Raw genomic sequence first — 17,515 nt, 5'->3', positions numbered from 1 at the left:
CTCTGCGTTTAGAATGCGTAGCGAGCCCCTAACTGAACGGTGTAGGGTGTGCCATTCTTCTGCGTAATGCCCACGTTCTCGTTAACCCGGTACACGTATTGGCGGGTAGTGGCGTTGAATCCCGTCGGGATCAGCAGCGTCTGGTTGCCGAGGTTGTAATTTCCGCCCCAGTTTTTCGACGAGCGGCTTTGTTCCCCACGGAACGTAACGCCGTCGAGTGCCTGGCCAAGCAGGTTGCCGAAGTTGAACACATCGATCGTCAGCTCAAGGGCCTGCTTGCGGAACGTCGGAATGGTTTTAATCAGGCGGACGTCGAACGTGCCCGAGAAAGGATTCTCACCGCCGTTCCGGTCGGCAATAGTACCCAGGTTGTTCCGGATGTAGTCGGCTGCCCGGTTTTCGGGGTTGTTCAGTACCCGCTGCATGGAAGCCCGGATGGGTTCGGGTGTAGCCGAATTGTTCGGGTCGAAGATGTAGGCGAGGTCGTTGTCCGTACCTGGTCCGCCCACGAAGTCGCCGTTGATGTCGCCATCGGTCGTCAGCGAGTAGCGGGTTCCGCCAAGGCCCGAGAAACGCACGCTGAGGGCAAAACCACGTACCGACGGCGTAGTACCGTAGAGGACCACCTTGTGGCGGAACTGGTTGTCGGAATAGTTGATCTCGCTCAGATCGCGCGGGTCGCTTTTGATGGGCCGGAACGTCGAGGTGTTGGCTACGTTACCGTTGTATGAGGTGTTGTCGCGGGCGTCGTTCCAGGTATAGCTGAAGGCAACCACCCCGTTACGTGGCAGGCGCAGTTCGCCGTCGAGCACGAATGTCAATGTCCGGAGTTTTGCGCCGTTGGTGAGCATGAGCGTACGACCTACCGCCTGCGTTTTCCGACCCAGTACGTTGTTGGTTTGACCGCTATTGGTAGCAATGGTGTTAGCCGGTACAAATACGCCCCGGTTGGCTTCGTTCGTCAGCGTAAAAAACGGCTGGTCGACCAGGTTGCGGTCGAGGTAGACGTAGTTGTTGACCGTATTGGTATACAGCAGGTTGGCACCTACCCGAAAGTTGTCGCTGAAGAAGTGGTTGTACGACACGTTGGCTTTGTAGATGGTCGGCACCTGGAAATTCGGGTCGTTCAGGTTGATGGTCGATACGGTCGGAGCACCGGCCGGTACGCCCGGGGCCGTGGCCGGATTGTTCCGGTACGACACAAAATCCGGACGGGGTACCAGATTCGGCTGGCTGGCGTTCGACGGGCGGGTCACATCAATGGCCGCAACCTTCGTACCGCTGTTCTGGATGTTGTTCACCTGGGCGTAGTTGATGACGTAGGCGGAGAATGCACCACCACCAATCCGGATGATGTCGCGGCCTTTACCCTGCACGTCCCAGGTCAATTGCAGACGTGGCTGGATATTGTTCCAGTCCGTCGGGTTCACATCCGTCCGCAGGCCCAGCTCACGGTCAACAACCGGGTTGTAATCAGCCTTGGTCAGGTAACTGGTCAAGTCCCAGCGCAGACCCGCCTGCGCCGTTACGTTCGGCAGCGGATTGAACTGCACCTGACCGAACAGCGACGCGTTCAGGACGTATTGCTGCACCGATGGAATACCACGGAGCGGAACCTCACGGGCGTAGCGCGACGGATTCAGGTTGTTGAACTCCTGCAGGCTGTTGAAGATGAAGCGGCCGTTCTGCTCGTTGGAGATGTACGTATCCAGGTACGTCAGCGTGTTGTCGGTACCGAACGCAAAGTTGTAACGGCCTTTGGTCAGGTACGTGGTGTTCGCCAGTTGAATCTGCCGTTCCATGTTGCGCTCCGGCGTGAATCGCTGACCACCCAGCTGAACCTGTGTATTCCCCAGCGTACCGTTCGGCAGCGTTGACCGTACCGTTACAATCGCTCGCGGAATATTGGCTGATGGCAGCAGTTCATTCGGCTCGTAGTTTCGGGTTGAGTACTGGTACTGAACTTTTAACTCGTTGATGAGCGTCGGCTTGAACGTTGACCGCAGCGACATGAGCGTACTGTTTTCCAGTGAGCTGAAGCTGCTATACACCTCAAACAGGTTGATGTTGGAGTTGTCGTCGACGCTGTTCGGGTTGTTCCAGTTGCTGAAATTATTCCGGAGCGTCAGCGTGTGTTTGTTGTTGATCTGCCAGTCGAAACGGGTGAAAAACGTGTTGGCGACCGTCTTCCGGTTGAACTCGCCCACCTGCTTGGCACTGCTCAGGCCGTACTTCTCGCGGCCAATGGTGATCAGGCTGTCGAGGGCACCTCTGCTGATACGTAGCGCGTTGGCATCGGCGTCTGTACGGATGTCGGCAATGTAGAAGGGCGACGACTCATTTTGGCGGTCGAGCGCGGCAAAGAAGTGCAGTTTGTCCTTAATGATCGGACCACCGAGGCTGAATCCGTATTGAGTCCGGCTGAAATCCACCGTCCGGATGTTGCCCCGGATGTCGCGCGGACTGGCCAGCCAATCGGCGTTGTGGAAACCGAATACGGAACCCGTGAAGGTATTGGTGCCCGACTTCGTTACGACGCTGACCGTACCGCCCCCCTGCCGACCTTTCGTCACGTCGTAGTCGTTGGTCGATACTTCAAACTCGCGGATAGCTTCCAGCGAGATCGTGTAGGGGCCGCTGCCAAGGTCACCGCTGGTCAGGTTATTACGGGCGCTGGCACCATCGACGAGGAAGTTCGTTGATGAAGGTAACTGACCACCCAGGCTGATCCCGCTATTGCTCAGGGGGGACAAGGTCAACAGGCTGTTGAAGTCCCGGTTAATGACCGGCAGTTTGGCGATGTTGTTAGCCGTGATGGCTGTTGCTGCACCCAGCCGGTCGGTCCGGCTTTTCAGCGCATTCTCCGTAATTTTGATCTCCTGAAGCTGGCTCGCGTTTTCGCTCAGGTTGAAATTAACCTCCAGTCGGTCGCCCTGATTAAGCCGGTAGCCGGTGCGGGTCTGGTTGGCAAAGCCAACGTACGTAACCGTGATGGTGTAGGGGCCGCCCAGGGGTACCTGCCGCATGGTGAAACGCCCTTCGATGTTGGATACCGTACCGGTCTGGAAGCCGGTCGATTCGTTGCGGGCCGTGATGGTTGCCCCCGGTAGCGCATCGCCGTTGGTACCTTTGACGACGCCCGTAATGGTGGCATCTGTTGCCTGTCCAAACGTATCTGGTGTTGTGAGCAGTACCAGACAGCTTAGACAAAAAATTAACTTGAAAAAATCAGTAAAGCACCGATCCATAGCACGATTTTAGGTTGGTAAAGACCCACAAAAATCCAGTTGCGTATGGACAGGGAGATGTTAAAATTTAACGTGCTTTTAATAATTCACACAAATTTCATTTTCCGGAAGCGGTCTTAACATACGCTTCTTTTTACGGGACTAAAGACTGGGCTCCAGGTTAGTTTTCAGCTTCTTGGAGATTGTTTGCCGGGTTGTTCCGGTCAGATCGGCCAGGTCCTGATGCGACATCAGGTTGAAGAGGTTATGGCGGTACCCGGCGTTATCGAGAATGGGTTTGTCGTATTCTTTGCGCAGTACACTGAGCCGGGCCTCAATGTCGCCCCGGGTCATGTGCAACAGCCGGGTTTCGGCCTTCCACCATCGCCTGACAACAGCTACGTTGAACCACTCGGAGGCCACGGGATCATGAACGATGATGCGTTTAAAGTAATCCCGGTCGATCGCCATGACAGTTATACTCGTAACAGCACGGGCGAACTCAAAGAATTCGATACCCCCTTCGTTGAGGTAATCCAGATTACCAAAGATTTCGCCAGGTTGGAGTACGTCGTAGATGACCCGTTCGCCATCGTTGGAGTAGCTGCCAATTTTTACGGCTCCCTTATTGATCAGAAAGATTTGGGGGAGTTCATCGCCGGGTTGGTAGATATACGCTCCCTTTTCATACTTATCGATCCGTACGTGAGTATGCCCGGAGCTGGGCAACAGATAATCGTACAAGGATGGCGCACGCATGGAACAAGCTGTTAACGTGAGTACGGTAAGCCCGCAAAACAGGCGAAGGCACCTGACGTAGATTCGACATTAAAATTACGGATAGTAATCTCAGGAATTAGTGAGTTAACAAGAAGATAATATGCGCTTGCGAGCAGCAGTAGTCCTACATGAAGCGGTAAAGCCCTCGTCAGGTTAAAGTCCTACTTTAACCTGACGAGGGCTTTACGACTCGATAGCGTTTATTTTACTGTTGCACGCCCACCAGATTGAGCATGAAGGCATACTCCAGCGCTACTTCCTTCAGCGCCTGGAAGCGGCCGGATGCTCCCCCGTGACCGGCTTCCATATTCGTGTGCAGCAGCAACTGCGTTTCCTGGCCGGGATTGGTGTTGGTCTTCATCGTACGGAGCTTAGCGACCCATTTGGCGGGTTCCCAGTACTGCACCTGCGAATCGTGTAGGCCGGTGGTCACCAGCAGGTTCGGATACGCTTTCTTCTCTACGTTGTCATAAGGCGAGTACGACAGCATGTAGTCGTAATATTTCTTCTCTTTGGGATTTCCCCACTCTTCAAATTCGCCGGTCGTCAGCGGGATGGTTTCGTCGAGCATGGTCGTCACTACGTCCACAAACGGAACAGCGGCCACAACGCCCCGGTACAACTGTGGAGCCTGGTTGATAACCGCACCCATGAGGAGACCGCCTGCGCTGCCACCCATCGCAAACAGCTTGTCGGAGGAGGTATATTTATTCTTGACAAGAAACTCCGAGCAGTCGACGAAATCGTTGAAGGTGTTCTTCTTCTTCAGCATTTTACCGTCTTCGTACCAGCGCCGACCCATCTCCTGGCCACCCCGGATGTGCGCAATGGCGTAGATGAAGCCCCGGTCGAGCAGGCTTAGCCGCGTCGAGCTAAAACCCGGATCGGTCGAGTAGCCGTATGAGCCATACGAGTATTGCAGCAACGGCGCTGATCCGTCTTTTCTGGTGCCTTTGCGGTATACCAGTGAAATCGGCACCTTCACCCCATCGCGGGCTGTGGCATACACCCGTTCCGATACGTAGTTATTCTTGTCGAAACCACCCAGCACTTCCTGCTGTTTCAGCAAGGTTTTCTGTTTGGTGTCCATGTTATAATCGAACGTAGACGAAGGCGTCGTCAGCGACGAGTAGCCAAAACGCAGTACGTTGGTGTTAAAATCGGGGTTATAGCCGATGCCCGCTACGTAGGCCGGTTCACCGAAGTCGAGGTACTCGTCGGCTTTGGTCTTCTGGTTGATAACCCGGATGTTGGTCAACCCCGCTTTGCGTTCGCCGAGCACGAGGTGATTCACAAATACGTCCATGTTGGCCAGCATCACATCGGGGCGGTGGGGGATGATCTCTTTCCAGGCCGCGCGGTCGGTAGTTTTGCCTTCGGTCACTTCCATCAGCCGAAAGTTTTCGGCTTTCCAGTTCGTGCGGACATAGAACTTGTTGGCAAAGTGAACGATGTCGTACTCATGCCCTTTCTCGCGGGGCAGAAACACCGTGAACTGGCCGGTCGGGGTTTTGGCATCAAGAAGCCGGTATTCAGTAGCCACTCCGTTGTGGTCGGATGCAATGGCGACGTATTTCTTGGACTTCATCCGGTATAGCCCGAGGTAGAACTGGTTGTCAGCTTCTTCGTACACCAGCACATCCTGCTTGGGATCGGTGCCGAGTACGTGCCGATACACCTGGTAGCCGAGCAGCGTCTGGGGGTCTTTCCGGATGTAGAACAGTGTTTTATTGTCGGCGGCCCAGGCAAAGCTGCCGGCTTCGGTATTCGGAATGGCCTCGGGATAAATCTGTCCGGTTTTCAAGTTTTTGACCCGCAACGTGTATAAACGACGGCTGACGGTATCCTCGGCAAAAATGGCCAGTTCTTCATTGTCCGAGATTTCGTAGCCGCCGAGGTTGTAATACGGGTGACCTTTAGCCAGTGTATTTCCGTCGAACATAACCTCTTCCGAACCCGTCAGCGAGCCTTTCTTGCGGCAATAGATGGGGTATTCGCCACCTGTTACGTACTTTGTATAATAGTAATAGGTTCCTTCTTTATAGGGCACCGATTCATCCTGCTGCTTGATCCGGCCTTTCATCTCCTCAAACAATTTTTCGCGTAGGCTCTTGACGGGAGCCAGTACCTGTTCGAGGTACTCGTTTTCGGCTTTGAGGTAGCTAATCACCTCCGGATTTTCGCGTTGGTTGAGGTAATAATAGTTGTCGATACGTGTCTGACCGTGAATCGTAAGTTCTTTCGGCTTTATGGCGGCTTTAGGTGCCGTTGGCAACTGGGCGTGTGTCATGCTATGCAGCGTGAGCGTGCTGATGAGAAATAAACCGGTTTTTTTCATGATTGGTTGGTTTGAAGCCGGGAGCATGGGCGAACTTACAAACCATTACGCAAATTTAGTTACGATTCAGCCGAACGCTTACTCCATTTTTGGTGTCTAATCGGACGGGCCTGAAATGAACAGCCTTTTCTCTATATTTAGCCCAGAATTTATTCCCGTTATATGCACCGAAAGTTTTACGCATATTGCCGGTCTGCCCGTCAGCCGGTCTTGTCTGCCGGGCGGCCGGCGGGCATGGTTCATGCGGTGCGGTTTGTTCTGATTTGTGCTGGCACTGCCGGTACACTCATGGCCTTCAGCCTTCAGAAGCCCTCCCTCGAGAAAGCGTTTTCCCGTATCAACAATGAAGTGATGCAGCGGAGCCGGGCCTACGAAACCCTGGCTGATGCGTCTAAATCGGTTGGTCATCGGCTGACCGGTAGTCCCAATGGTACCCGGGCTGAAGCATATGCGTACGATTTGCTTAAGTCGTACGGTTTCAAAGAACTACGGTATGAGCCGTTTGAGGTAGAAGCCTGGATGCGCGATACGGTGACCTTGTCCATCGTGCCCAGCAAAAGCGACAATTTCCGGGAGGTGCCGGTCGTGGCGCTGGCGCATTCGCCGGTCGAAGCGCACGTACAGGGTGAGATTGTGGATGTCGGCAACGGGCTGGAAGGCGATTTTGCGGCCGTTAAACACAAACTGAAAGGAAAGGTCGCGCTGGTCAATATCGGCATAGCGGCTCCGGCTCAGGGTGCCCGCAATCTGCACCGCTCCGAGAAAACGGCCCTGGCTATTCAGCACGGTGCAAAAGGCGTAATCATGGTGAATCTGGTGCCGGGTAACGTCCTGCTTACCGGAACGGCCTCCGTTACGGGTAAGCTGATCCCCATTCCGTCGGTCTGCATTTCGCTGGAAAGCGGACAGCAGCTACGGCAGTGGATGCAGGAGGAACGAAGCCCGCTGCACGCCATGATCGACATGAGCAACAAGAGCCGTAAAATCCGCGCTCGTAACGTAGTCGCTACGTTGCCCGGTGCCAAATACCCCGACGAGAAAATCATTATCGGCGGCCACCTCGATTCGTGGGACCTGGCGACCGGGGCCATCGATAATGGCATAGGGTCATTTGCGGTTATGGACATCGCCCGTACATTCCGTGCGCTGAAACTCAAACCCAAACGGACTATCGAATTTGTCCTGTTTATGGGCGAAGAACAGGGGCTGCTGGGCTCAAAAAGCATGGTGCAGGCGCTGAAACAAAGCGGCCAGCTCGACAACGTTCGGTGTATGATGAACCTCGACATGACAAACGACCCCACCGGGTTGAATGCATTCGGTCGGAATGATATGCTACCGTTTCTGAACGAAGTGGGTGAGGCCATAAAGCGGGCTGAACCGGCGTTTGCCAATCAGATGATGAATCAGGCCGGTTTGCACAGCGATCATCAGCCGTTTATGCTCGAAGGCGTTCCCGTTGTCGGGATGAGTGGGCACCTGTCGAAAGAGGTGCTGGACTGCTACCACGCCAACTGCGACCGGATCAACCTCGTCAATGAAGAGCAGTTGAAAAATACGGTTCGCTATACATCCATGTTACTCTACGCCCTCGCCGACGCCGACGATATTCCGACCCGCCGGCTGAACGATTCCAAAACCCGCGATTACCTCGTAGCGCAGGGACTACGGACACCCCTCCAGATTGCCAACGAGTGGCGGTGGAAGGAGTAAACTGGCAGCGCCCGGCCATAAAGCTCGGGTGCGGCCAGCAAAGCTTAATGAAGAGTCAGTTCTGAGCCGACTCGCTGTCTGTTTAGCGTAATCAGTGGTCTCATTTTACCAAACGGGCATTATATCTCTTATCGCCTGACTAGATTCCGTACAGAGCTTTTCGTTTCTTTGTGCAAGCGGACGGACTACGTTCACATTGGTTCCTCATGGCTCAGAATACCTTTCGGCAACCCGAACGCATCGTTGCCAGACAAAAAAAACAGAAGCGCAAAAACCGCCTGACGCTCTGGATCAATGACGTCATTGGCCTGGATCGCCTTTTTGGCGAAGATAACGCCTGGCCTATCCGGCACATTGACCGAATTCTCTGGGTTACCCTGCTGCTGATCATTTATATTGGGCTGAACCACAATGCCGAGCGACTTGTCCGCCGGATTCAGCGGAGCAAAACCCAGGTAGATGAACTCCGGGCGCAGGCTACCACACTGGAGGCCGATTTCATGAAAAGCGGCAAACAATCCGAGCTTAGTAAACGAGTTTCCGGACTCGGCCTGACCGATAGTTTAACTCCTCCACACAAAATCGTCGTCAATCTAAATGAACATTAAGCAGGACATCTTACAGCGGGCGAGCCACGTCACCTACATCGTGATCGTGCTGGCGGCCTGCGTGATCGGCCGGTTGGTGTACGTACAATATTTTCAGACGTTCAAGGGTAAGTTCTGGCGCGACCGGGTGGCGGCTGCCGTCATTCAGCGGGATACGATCCGGGCCATGCGGGGTAACATTTACGCCAGCGACGGTAGTCTGCTGGCTACGTCGCTGCCTACCTACGTAGTCGGCCTGGACCCAACTGTTGCCAAACCAGATTATTTTACCAAAAAAGTAGACTCCCTGGGCATACTGCTCTCGCGCATCTTCCGCGACCGTTCCGCGCAGGACTACGCTGATATGGTACGGGATGCCCGCGCCCGAAAGCGCCGGTACGTGTTGCTGAACCGTCGGCGGGTTACGTTCCAGGAGCGGCAGATGATGATCAAGTGGCCGTTCTTCCGGTCTTCGGTGAAAGTGGCTGCTCGGGGAGGGGTATTACGTCCACACTACGAACGGTATCATCCGTTTGGCAACATGGCCAAGCGTACCATTGGTGACCTGGATGCGAAAACGGGTCGTGGACTAATTGGCCTGGAGGCCAGTTTCCAGCAGCGACTGGCCGGTAAAAACGCGGTGGGCCTGGTTGAAGTTCTGGCGGGGGGTATCCGCAAGCCAGTCAACGATGGCCCGGACATGAAGCCGGAGTCGGGCATGGATCTGTATACGACCATCGACGTCAACTTTCAGGACATGGCCGAAACCGCCTTACGTTCGGCCCTGGAGAAGTATAATGCCGCCAAAGGGTGCGTCATTGTGATGGAAGTGGCTACCGGCGAAATCAAGGCGATGGCCAACCTGACCCGTAAAAAAGATCAGTACGTCGAAAACTTCAACCATGCGCTGGCGGGCCGAACTGATCCCGGCTCTACTTTCAAGCTCGCTACGATGATGGCATTAATGGAAGAAAAAGCCATTTCGCTGGATCAGATGGTAGCTACCGGTGGCGGGTCGATGACCTACAATGGCCTGGGTATACACGATGCCAAGCGGGGCGGAGCCGGTACGATTACGGCCCGGCAGGTATTCGAAAAGTCATCGAACGTAGGGACGCATCTGTTGATGCGAAGCTATTTTTACAAACGCCCGGATCTATACTGCCAGTACCTGCGTCGGTTCCGGCTCACCCAACCCACGGGTATTCACATGAAAGGCGAGGCTACCCCGGTGGTGCGGAATCCCGACATGAAAGGATGGAGTAAAGTGTCGCTGACGTCAATGTCATACGGCTACGAAATGCAGATCACCCCGTTGCAGATGCTGACCTTCTACAACGCCGTAGCGAACGACGGCAAGTGGGTCCGCCCGATGATTGTCAAGCAGATCAAGAAAGCAGAAGAAGTCGTTGAGGAATTCAAGCCCTATGTAGTGCCTGAGCCGATCTGCTCCCGCGAAACGGCCCGCAAGGCGAGGGAATTGCTACGGGGTGTTGTAAAGAAAGGAACCGCCCGGCATATTGATAATCCGTACTACACCATTGCGGGTAAGACCGGTACGGCCCAGAAGATTATCAACGGACGCTATCAGGTGGGTAAATATTATACGTCGTTTATCGGGTATTTCCCCGCCGACCGACCAAAATACAGTTGTATCACGGTGGTGGATTCGCCCCAGGGCGACAACATCGATTTGCTCTACGCCGGAGCCGTAGCCGCGCCTGTGTTCCGGGAGGTAGCCGACCGGATTGTGGCCTACGACGTTCGGATGCACGCCCCCATTCGCCCGGGCAGTCAGCAGCCTTCGTCATCCGACGGTTTACTGGCCGGCTACTCCGACGATCTGCATACGATCAGTGCGGTCTTAAATCTGAAAAGTGAGCCGTCGACCGAGGGGTGGGTAGAAGCTACGCCAGCCGGCCGCTGGAAATCCCGGCCAACCCGGACCGACCGCGTACCGGATGTGCGCGGCCTGACACTACGGGATGCGTTGTTCCTGCTCGAAAACCGGGGCCTGCGCGTTGCCGTGGAGGGGCAGGGTAAAGTGAAGAACCAATCGCTGGAGCCGGGTGCGCAACTGGTAGCCAACACGCCGATTACGCTGACGTTGAATTAACGGAGAGGCTGCTAACTTTGCCGGCCAACCCGTCATACATTGATTGATGCCGAAATCACTCAAAGACCTCCTGTATAAAGTTTCGCTGCTGGCAACGTCCGGTAGCATGGATGCCCAGATTACCAACCTGACAATGGACTCGCGTCGGGCCGGCCCCGGCAGTCTGTTCGTGGCTATCCGCGGCTCCGTCACGGATGGGCATACCTTCATTGATACGGCTATTCAGCAGGGAGCCTCGGCCATTCTGTGCGAAGAGTTGCCGGCCACTACGGTTGATCAGGTCGCTTACATTCAGGTGCAGAACTCAGCCCGGGCGCTGGGCCTGATTGCTGCCAGCTTCTATGAACAGCCATCGCAAAAGCTCAAGCTCGTGGGCGTGACGGGTACGAACGGTAAAACCTCCGTCGCAACGCTCCTCTTCCGGCTCTTTCGTGGGCTGGGCTACCGGTGCGGACTGTTGTCGACGGTGCAGAACCAGATTGACGATCAGGTTATTCCAACTACGCACACGACGCCGGATGTGGTGACTATCAACGAGCTGTTGATCCGAATGCTCGAAGCGGGATGTACCCATGTGTTCATGGAAGTCAGTTCACATGCGGTGGTGCAGGAGCGTATCGCCGGACTAATATTCGCCGGTGGCATTTTTACAAATATTACGCACGATCACCTCGACTTTCACGGTACGTTTGATAATTACATCAAAGCCAAGAAGGGCTTTTTCGATCAGCTTCCCTTAACCGCTTTTGCGTTGACCAACGTCGATGATAAACGCGGGCTGGTTATGTTACAGAATACGGTTGCCCGGAAGGAAAGCTACTCGCTCCAGACGCTGGCTACGTATAAAGGAAAAGTTCTGGCCGATAGTCTGTTCGGGCTGAACATGCAGATCGATGACCGCGAAGTCTGGTTTAAGCTTATTGGTCGGTTTAACGCCTATAATCTCCTGGCTGTTTACGGTGCCGCTGTTCTGTTGGGCGAGGAGGCAGAGGAAGTACTGACCCAGCTCTCCGGACTAACCCCCCCACCGGGCCGCTTCGAGCAGGTTATATCCGACAGCAACATTGTAGGGATTGTTGATTACGCCCACACCCCCGATGCTTTGCAGAACGTACTGGAAACCATTGATGGAATACGGCATGGCGACGAAGCTGGACACCGCCCACAAGTCATAACCGTAGTAGGCTGCGGAGGTAATCGCGATGCGGCCAAGCGCCCGATCATGGCCGAAATTGCCTGCAAACTGAGCGACCGGGTTATCCTGACGTCCGATAACCCCCGCAACGAAGACCCCATGGCCATTCTGGAACAGATGCAGGCCGGAATTCCCCCCGTTGATTTTAAGAAAACCCTGACAATTGAAGATCGGCGCGATGCTATTTTGCAGGCAGTTCTGCTGGCCCAGCCGCACGACATTATCCTGGTGGCCGGAAAGGGCCATGAAACCTACCAGGAGATCAAAGGCGTAAAATATGATTTTGATGATCGAGAGGTATTGCGAGAAGCTTTTGCCAATGCCGGAAATCAGTAACTTTGCCCAATTGCTGAATGAGTGAATTAGCGAATGAGTGAATGTGTAAAACCGCTCACTATTCGCTTATTCACTCATTTACTCATTCGCTAATTGAAACATGCTCTATTACCTTTTCCAGTTTCTCGACGAGCGTTACAATTTTCCCGGTGCCGGGGTATTTCAGTTCATTTCGTTCCGGGCCCTTGGAGCCGTTGCTACGTCGCTGATTATTGGAGCGGTGTTTGGCCGACGGATCATCGACAAACTCCGCCAGCTACAGATCGGCGAATCCATCCGCGATCTGGGGCTGGAGGGGCAGATGCAGAAGCGCGGTACGCCAACCATGGGCGGCTTCATTATTCTGGCGGCCCTCCTGATTCCGGCGCTGCTGTTTGCCAAACTGTCCAACGTCTACGTTGTGCTGGCCCTGGTATCGACAGTCTGGACGGGCATGATTGGCTTCCTGGACGACTACATCAAAGTATTTAAGAAAAATAAGGAAGGGCTTCAGGGGAAATTTAAGGTAGTCGGTCAGATTGGGCTGGGGATGATCGTCGGCCTGACGCTGTACTTCAATGACTACGTCAAGATTCGGGTGTATGCGCCAAGGTTACTGAGCACGTCCAATGTCCCCGACGTATACACCGACATTAAGTCCACCCTTACTACAGTTCCTTTTGTTAAAAACAATGAGTTTGATTACAGTTCGCTCCTGTTTGGGTTGCTGCCCGACAGTTATACCTGGATTGTATACGTATTGGTTTGCATTTTCATCATTACGGCGGTGTCGAACGGGGCTAACATTACGGACGGTATCGACGGCCTCGCAGCCGGAACGTCGATTATCATTGCGCTGACCATTGCCGTGCTGGCCTATCTGTCGGGGAACAAAGTGTTTTCGCAGTACCTCAACATCATGTACATTCCTAATGCGGGGGAACTGGTAATTTTCTGTGCCGCCTTTGTGGGGGCCTGCGTCGGGTTTTTGTGGTACAACTCGTATCCGGCGCAGGTATTCATGGGTGATACGGGCAGTCTGATGCTCGGAGGGGTGATAGCCGTGCTGGCCCTCGCTATCCGAAAAGAACTGCTGATCCCATCCATGTGCGGTATTTTCCTCGCCGAAAATATTTCCGTAATTATCCAGGTCAGCTACTTTAAGTACACCAAGAAAAAATACGGTGAGGGCCGTCGGATCTTCCTGATGGCACCCTTACACCACCACTTTCAGAAGAAAGGCTATCATGAGGCTAAAATCGTGACCCGGTTCTGGATTGTCGGTATTATTCTGGCCGTACTTACACTCGCTACGTTGAAGCTCCGTTAGGTAAGGTTGTCCGTTCAGGGCCTCAGGTTTAGCGTGAAACAAGGATGCCCTAACCCTGTACATGAAGCCCTTGACCCGTATCAAAACCAAGCACTCGCTTGTCTTTCAGATTTTTACACCGTATATTTGCACTCCCGTTTTCGGACGGGAGTTTTTTTGCGTAAGCAAATCATTTGAAATCAACCAATTAGTACTACATAACAGTGAATACGCTCAGTTACAAAACCATCTCTGCCAATAGCGAGACCGTGCAGAAGGATTGGGTTGTGGTTGACGCTCAGGGGCAGGTGCTGGGTCGGCTGGCCAGCCAGATTGCTCGTCTGATTCGCGGCAAACACAAAACCAACTTCACCCCGCACGTCGATTGCGGAGACAACGTAATTGTCATCAATGCCGAAAAGGTGCGCCTGACCGGCTCGAAGATGACCGACAAGATTTACGTCCGCCACACGGGCTATCCCGGCGGTCAACGTTTTGCAACCCCCCGGTTGTTGCTGGAAAAGCGCCCGGAGCGCGTGCTGGAGCATGCCGTACGGGGTATGCTGCCCAAAAACCGGTTGGGTCGGCGGTTGTTTACCAACCTGCACGTATATGTAGGCAGCGAGCACCCACATGCTGCTCAGCAACCGAAAGAAATCAAATTCTAAGTCAGGCGCGAACTAACACATGGAACGAGTTAATACCATTGGTCGCCGTAAAACTGCCATCAGCCGCGTGTATCTGTCGGCCGGCAGCGGTGCCATTCAGGTGAACGGGAAAGATTACAAGCAATATTTCCCCACCGAAGTGCTGCAAATCATTCTGAACCAACCGTTCGCGACGGTTAACGGTGCCGGTGCTTACGACGTGAAAGTCAACGTTCGGGGCGGTGGTGTAGCTGGTCAGGCCGAAGCAACGCGCATGGCCATTGCCCGTGCGCTGGTAGAGATGAACGCTGAGTTCCGTCCGGCACTGAAGAAGGAAGGCTTCCTGACGCGTGACTCCCGCATGGTAGAGCGTAAGAAATACGGTCGCCGGAAAGCACGTCGTCGGTTCCAGTTCTCGAAACGTTAATTGGCGAAGGGCAAAGCGCTTAGGGCCTGGGGTTGTTTTGATCACCCTTTGCCCCATGCTCCAGCCCCGTACCAATCGTCCAGACTACGCTTAGATGATGCCGATGCGTAGTGCTGCGTAGAACACACACGGGTAATGTGTCTGATTGCCCAACCAACTTTTATTAAAATTTCAAAACCAGAAATGGCACAGATCGAATATAAAGACCTCTTGGACGCTGGTGTGCACTTTGGCCACCTTACGCGCAAGTGGGATCCCCGGATGGCTCCGTACATCTTCATGGAGAAGAACGGCATCCACATTATTGACCTGAACAAGACCCAGGCCGCTCTCGAAGAAGCCCAAAACGCCATCAAAGGCATTGTGCGCTCGGGTCGGAAGGTAATGTTCGTTGCGACCAAAAAGCAGGCTCAGGAAATTGTTTCAGAAGAAGCACGTCGCCTGAAAATGCCGTTCGTTACCGACCGCTGGTTGGGTGGTATGCTGACTAACTTCGCTACAATCCGGAAGTCGCTGAAGAAAATGCAGACGCTGGATAAAATGCTGAAGGACGAAAGCACGGCCAGCAACCTGGCTAAGCGTGAGCGGTTGACGCTGTCGCGGGAAAAAGAAAAATTAGAGCGTGTGCTGGGTGGTATATCTGACCTGACTCGCCTGCCGGCCGCCCTGTTTGTAGTAGACGTAAAACGGGAACATATCGCCGTGTCAGAAGCCAAGCGCCTGGGTATTCCGGTGTTTGCTATGTGCGATACGAACTCGAATCCTGATGAGGTTGATTTTGCCATTCCGGCTAATGACGACGCTTACAAGTCGATTTCGCTGATTACGCTCGCTATCGGTAAGGCCATCGAAGAAGGTCTGCTGGAGCGTAAGCAGGACAAAGACGATCAGCGTTTGCAGGAGGAGGAAGAGGCTAAGCGGGCCGAAGACCTGGTACAAGCCCGGGCTGAGGACGAAAGCAAACTGGAAGAAGGTGCCGAAGCTACGTCTTCGCCCGCTGCCATTGCTGAAGAAGACCGCGACGAGTAAAACCGGTTTACAGTTTTTGGTTTGCGGTGGTTATACCGGGTCATAACCGTGACGCCCTGTGAACAGAAAACTGAAAACTAAAGCACCGAAATAGCCCGTAGCCAGCCGCTATGGGCTATTCCATTTCAACAGACATTTCATTAAGTACCAAATATTTTTTGGCGAATTTAACTTACAACCACCCTTTTTATGGCAATTACTGCTGCTGATGTCAACAAGCTTCGGCAAGAGACCGGAGCGGGCATGATGGACTGCAAAAAAGCCCTGACCGAAGCCGACGGCGATTTCGAAAAAGCAAAAGAGATTCTGCGCAAGCAAGGCCAGAAGATCGCTGACAAGCGGGCCGACAACACCACCGCTGAGGGTGTCGTGCTGGCGCACGTCAATACGGAAGGAACGAATGGTAAAATCATTGCACTGGCTTGTGAAACGGAGCCTGTGTCTAAAGTTGCCGACTTCCAGAACCTGGCGATGGCTGTGATGAGCACCGCCGTAACGACCGATGCCGAAAGCAAAGAAACGCTGTTGTCGACTCCCCAGGCTGATGGCCGGACGTTGCAGGAACACATCACTGACCTGATGGGTAAAATCGGTGAAAAAATTGACGTGGTTTCGTACGAGAACGTCTCTGCCGATAAGGTGGTATCATACATTCACTCAAACGGTAAACTGGGCGTACTGGTTGGCCTGGATAACACGAACGGCACTGACGTAACGGAAGTAGGCCGCGATGTTGCCATGCAGATTGCCGCTATGAAGCCGATCGCGCTGGACAAAGACGGTGTTGACGCATCCGTTATCGAGCGTGAAATTGAGATTGGTAAAGAGCAGGCTCGTCAGGAGGGTAAGCCGGAGGCTATGCTTGAGAAGATTGCCATGGGTAAGCTGAACAAGTTCTACAAAGAGAACACACTGCTGAACCAGGAGTTTGTGAAAGATAATTCACTGACGATCGCTCAGCTTCTCGATAAAACCAGCAAAGGCCTGACGGTTTCCGCTTTCAAACGGGTTGCAATCGGTTAATCCCATAGAATTTAGTACCATTCAATGAATGCCCGGCTGTTTGGCCGGGCATTTTTGTGTTTGGAGAAATCCAAACGAAAAACCGGTTCGTTTATATGACAAACCTTCATATAACGGTTGTTATATACGTTTGGAATGAAGCACTTCACCGACGAAGAGTTAGTTAGTCTATATCTTGAAACGCACCGTGACGCTTATTTTGAACGTTTATATGAGCGATACAGTGGTAAAGTTTACCGCAAGTGCCTGTCGTTTATAAAAGATCCAGTCAGAGCCGAAGATTTAACCCACGATATTTTCCTAAGGCTTATCAGTAAATTGAGCAGCTTCCGGCAACAGGCTCGGTTCTCCACCTGGTTATATACCATTACGTACAATCACTGCGCCGATCACATCCGGGTTCCGAACTGGCGCCACGAAGTGTTGCTGGATGAGGGTTGGGAACACTTATCAAGTAATCCTGACGATACTACGGCCGATCAGTTGGAGATACAGGATCAACAGGTAAGGCAGGCGCTGAAACGGCTGGCCCCCGAGGAGCAGACATTGCTTCTGCTGAAGTATCAGGAAGACATCAGCATTCGCGAAATTGCCAACAAGCAGTCGCTTACGGAAAGTGCTGTGAAGATGCGACTCAAGCGCTCTCGGGACAAATTGAGACGATACTTTATGGAAATTGAGCGCTAAATGCCACGTAGATAACAGGTACGCGCCTTGAAGCGACTGATTATACCACCGTATAGAGTAGCAGAAGCCTGGCTTTGTGCCGGGCTTTTCTTTCAGTAAGAGATTTCTTTTAGGGCTGATTG

General features: G+C 53.5%; 13 protein-coding genes. 10 read left to right on the top strand and 3 right to left on the bottom strand.

All coding sequences use genetic code 11. The features are described from left to right. Positions 1-8 precede the first annotated feature (8 nt). The 3 genes from BN8_RS24435 to BN8_RS24425 all read right to left on the bottom strand — a co-directional run bounded on the left by BN8_RS24435 (position 9) and on the right by BN8_RS24425 (position 6,345). Positions 9-3,248: a TonB-dependent receptor gene (locus BN8_RS24435; protein WP_009284625.1), complete on the bottom strand. Its 3,240-nt coding sequence runs from the start codon at positions 3,246-3,248 to the stop codon at positions 9-11. A gap of 141 nt (positions 3,249-3,389) precedes the next feature. After that, a complete protein-coding gene (locus BN8_RS24430; RefSeq protein ID WP_009284624.1) occupies positions 3,390-3,986 on the bottom strand; it encodes a Crp/Fnr family transcriptional regulator in 597 nt (198 codons plus the stop codon). Between the two features lie 226 nt (positions 3,987-4,212). After that, complete coding sequence (locus BN8_RS24425) at positions 4,213-6,345, bottom strand: S9 family peptidase (RefSeq protein WP_040006499.1); 2,133 nt, start codon at positions 6,343-6,345, stop codon at positions 4,213-4,215. Positions 6,346-6,579: 234 nt separating this feature from the next. On the opposite strand from BN8_RS24425, the gene BN8_RS24420 reads away from it, so the two are divergent. The 10 genes from BN8_RS24420 to BN8_RS24375 all read left to right on the top strand — a co-directional run bounded on the left by BN8_RS24420 (position 6,580) and on the right by BN8_RS24375 (position 17,393). Beyond that, the gene (locus BN8_RS24420; RefSeq protein ID WP_040006498.1) at positions 6,580-8,058 is read left to right on the top strand and encodes a M20/M25/M40 family metallo-hydrolase; all 1,479 of its coding nucleotides are present in this window, start codon (positions 6,580-6,582) and stop codon (positions 8,056-8,058) included. 206 nt (positions 8,059-8,264) lie between these two features. Further along, positions 8,265-8,666, top strand: a complete 402-nt coding sequence (locus BN8_RS24415; RefSeq protein WP_009284621.1) for an FtsL-like putative cell division protein — start codon at positions 8,265-8,267, stop codon at positions 8,664-8,666. Continuing rightward, complete coding sequence (locus tag BN8_RS24410; protein WP_009284620.1) at positions 8,656-10,761, top strand: PASTA domain-containing penicillin-binding protein; 2,106 nt, start codon at positions 8,656-8,658, stop codon at positions 10,759-10,761. Before BN8_RS24415 ends, BN8_RS24410 begins: the two co-directional genes overlap by 11 nt. Before the next feature lie 46 nt (positions 10,762-10,807). Continuing rightward, positions 10,808-12,292: a UDP-N-acetylmuramoyl-L-alanyl-D-glutamate--2,6-diaminopimelate ligase gene (locus tag BN8_RS24405; protein WP_009284619.1), complete on the top strand. Its 1,485-nt coding sequence runs from the start codon at positions 10,808-10,810 to the stop codon at positions 12,290-12,292. Positions 12,293-12,392: 100 nt separating this feature from the next. Continuing rightward, entirely contained in the window at positions 12,393-13,601 is a 1,209-nt protein-coding gene (gene mraY / locus BN8_RS24400; protein ID WP_009284618.1) for a phospho-N-acetylmuramoyl-pentapeptide-transferase, read from the top strand. A gap of 203 nt (positions 13,602-13,804) precedes the next feature. Next, on the top strand, positions 13,805-14,248 hold the full coding sequence (rplM, locus tag BN8_RS24395) for a 50S ribosomal protein L13 (RefSeq protein WP_009284617.1): 444 nt from the start codon (positions 13,805-13,807) through the stop codon (positions 14,246-14,248). A 19-nt stretch (positions 14,249-14,267) separates the two neighbouring features. Continuing rightward, on the top strand, positions 14,268-14,654 hold the full coding sequence (rpsI, locus tag BN8_RS24390; protein ID WP_009284616.1) for a 30S ribosomal protein S9: 387 nt from the start codon (positions 14,268-14,270) through the stop codon (positions 14,652-14,654). 183 nt (positions 14,655-14,837) lie between these two features. Beyond that, entirely contained in the window at positions 14,838-15,683 is an 846-nt protein-coding gene (gene rpsB, locus BN8_RS24385) for a 30S ribosomal protein S2 (RefSeq protein ID WP_040006497.1), read from the top strand. 189 nt (positions 15,684-15,872) lie between these two features. Beyond that, entirely contained in the window at positions 15,873-16,706 is an 834-nt protein-coding gene (tsf, locus tag BN8_RS24380) for a translation elongation factor Ts (RefSeq protein WP_009284614.1), read from the top strand. Positions 16,707-16,841: 135 nt separating this feature from the next. After that, complete coding sequence (locus tag BN8_RS24375) at positions 16,842-17,393, top strand: RNA polymerase sigma factor (RefSeq protein WP_009284613.1); 552 nt, start codon at positions 16,842-16,844, stop codon at positions 17,391-17,393. Positions 17,394-17,515 lie beyond the last annotated feature (122 nt).

It is taken from the genome of Fibrisoma limi BUZ 3, from assembly GCF_000296815.2.
Lineage (GTDB): Bacteria > Bacteroidota > Bacteroidia > Cytophagales > Spirosomataceae > Fibrisoma > Fibrisoma limi.
Note: the sequence above shows the minus strand (reverse complement) of the source record. Positions and strands in the feature narration are given on the sequence as shown.

Coding starts and splice junctions, on each gene's coding strand:
- BN8_RS24410 (WP_009284620.1), top strand. CDS start 8,656: ATGAACATTAAGCAGGACATCTTACAGCGGGCGAGCCACGTCACCTAC.
- BN8_RS24435 (WP_009284625.1), bottom strand. CDS start 3,248: ATGGATCGGTGCTTTACTGATTTTTTCAAGTTAATTTTTTGTCTAAGC.
- BN8_RS24405 (WP_009284619.1), top strand. CDS start 10,808: ATGCCGAAATCACTCAAAGACCTCCTGTATAAAGTTTCGCTGCTGGCA.
- rpsI (WP_009284616.1), top strand. CDS start 14,268: ATGGAACGAGTTAATACCATTGGTCGCCGTAAAACTGCCATCAGCCGC.
- rpsB (WP_040006497.1), top strand. CDS start 14,838: ATGGCACAGATCGAATATAAAGACCTCTTGGACGCTGGTGTGCACTTT.
- BN8_RS24375 (WP_009284613.1), top strand. CDS start 16,842: ATGAAGCACTTCACCGACGAAGAGTTAGTTAGTCTATATCTTGAAACG.
- tsf (WP_009284614.1), top strand. CDS start 15,873: ATGGCAATTACTGCTGCTGATGTCAACAAGCTTCGGCAAGAGACCGGA.
- mraY (WP_009284618.1), top strand. CDS start 12,393: ATGCTCTATTACCTTTTCCAGTTTCTCGACGAGCGTTACAATTTTCCC.
- BN8_RS24425 (WP_040006499.1), bottom strand. CDS start 6,345: ATGAAAAAAACCGGTTTATTTCTCATCAGCACGCTCACGCTGCATAGC.
- BN8_RS24420 (WP_040006498.1), top strand. CDS start 6,580: ATGGTTCATGCGGTGCGGTTTGTTCTGATTTGTGCTGGCACTGCCGGT.
- BN8_RS24430 (WP_009284624.1), bottom strand. CDS start 3,986: ATGCGTGCGCCATCCTTGTACGATTATCTGTTGCCCAGCTCCGGGCAT.
- BN8_RS24415 (WP_009284621.1), top strand. CDS start 8,265: ATGGCTCAGAATACCTTTCGGCAACCCGAACGCATCGTTGCCAGACAA.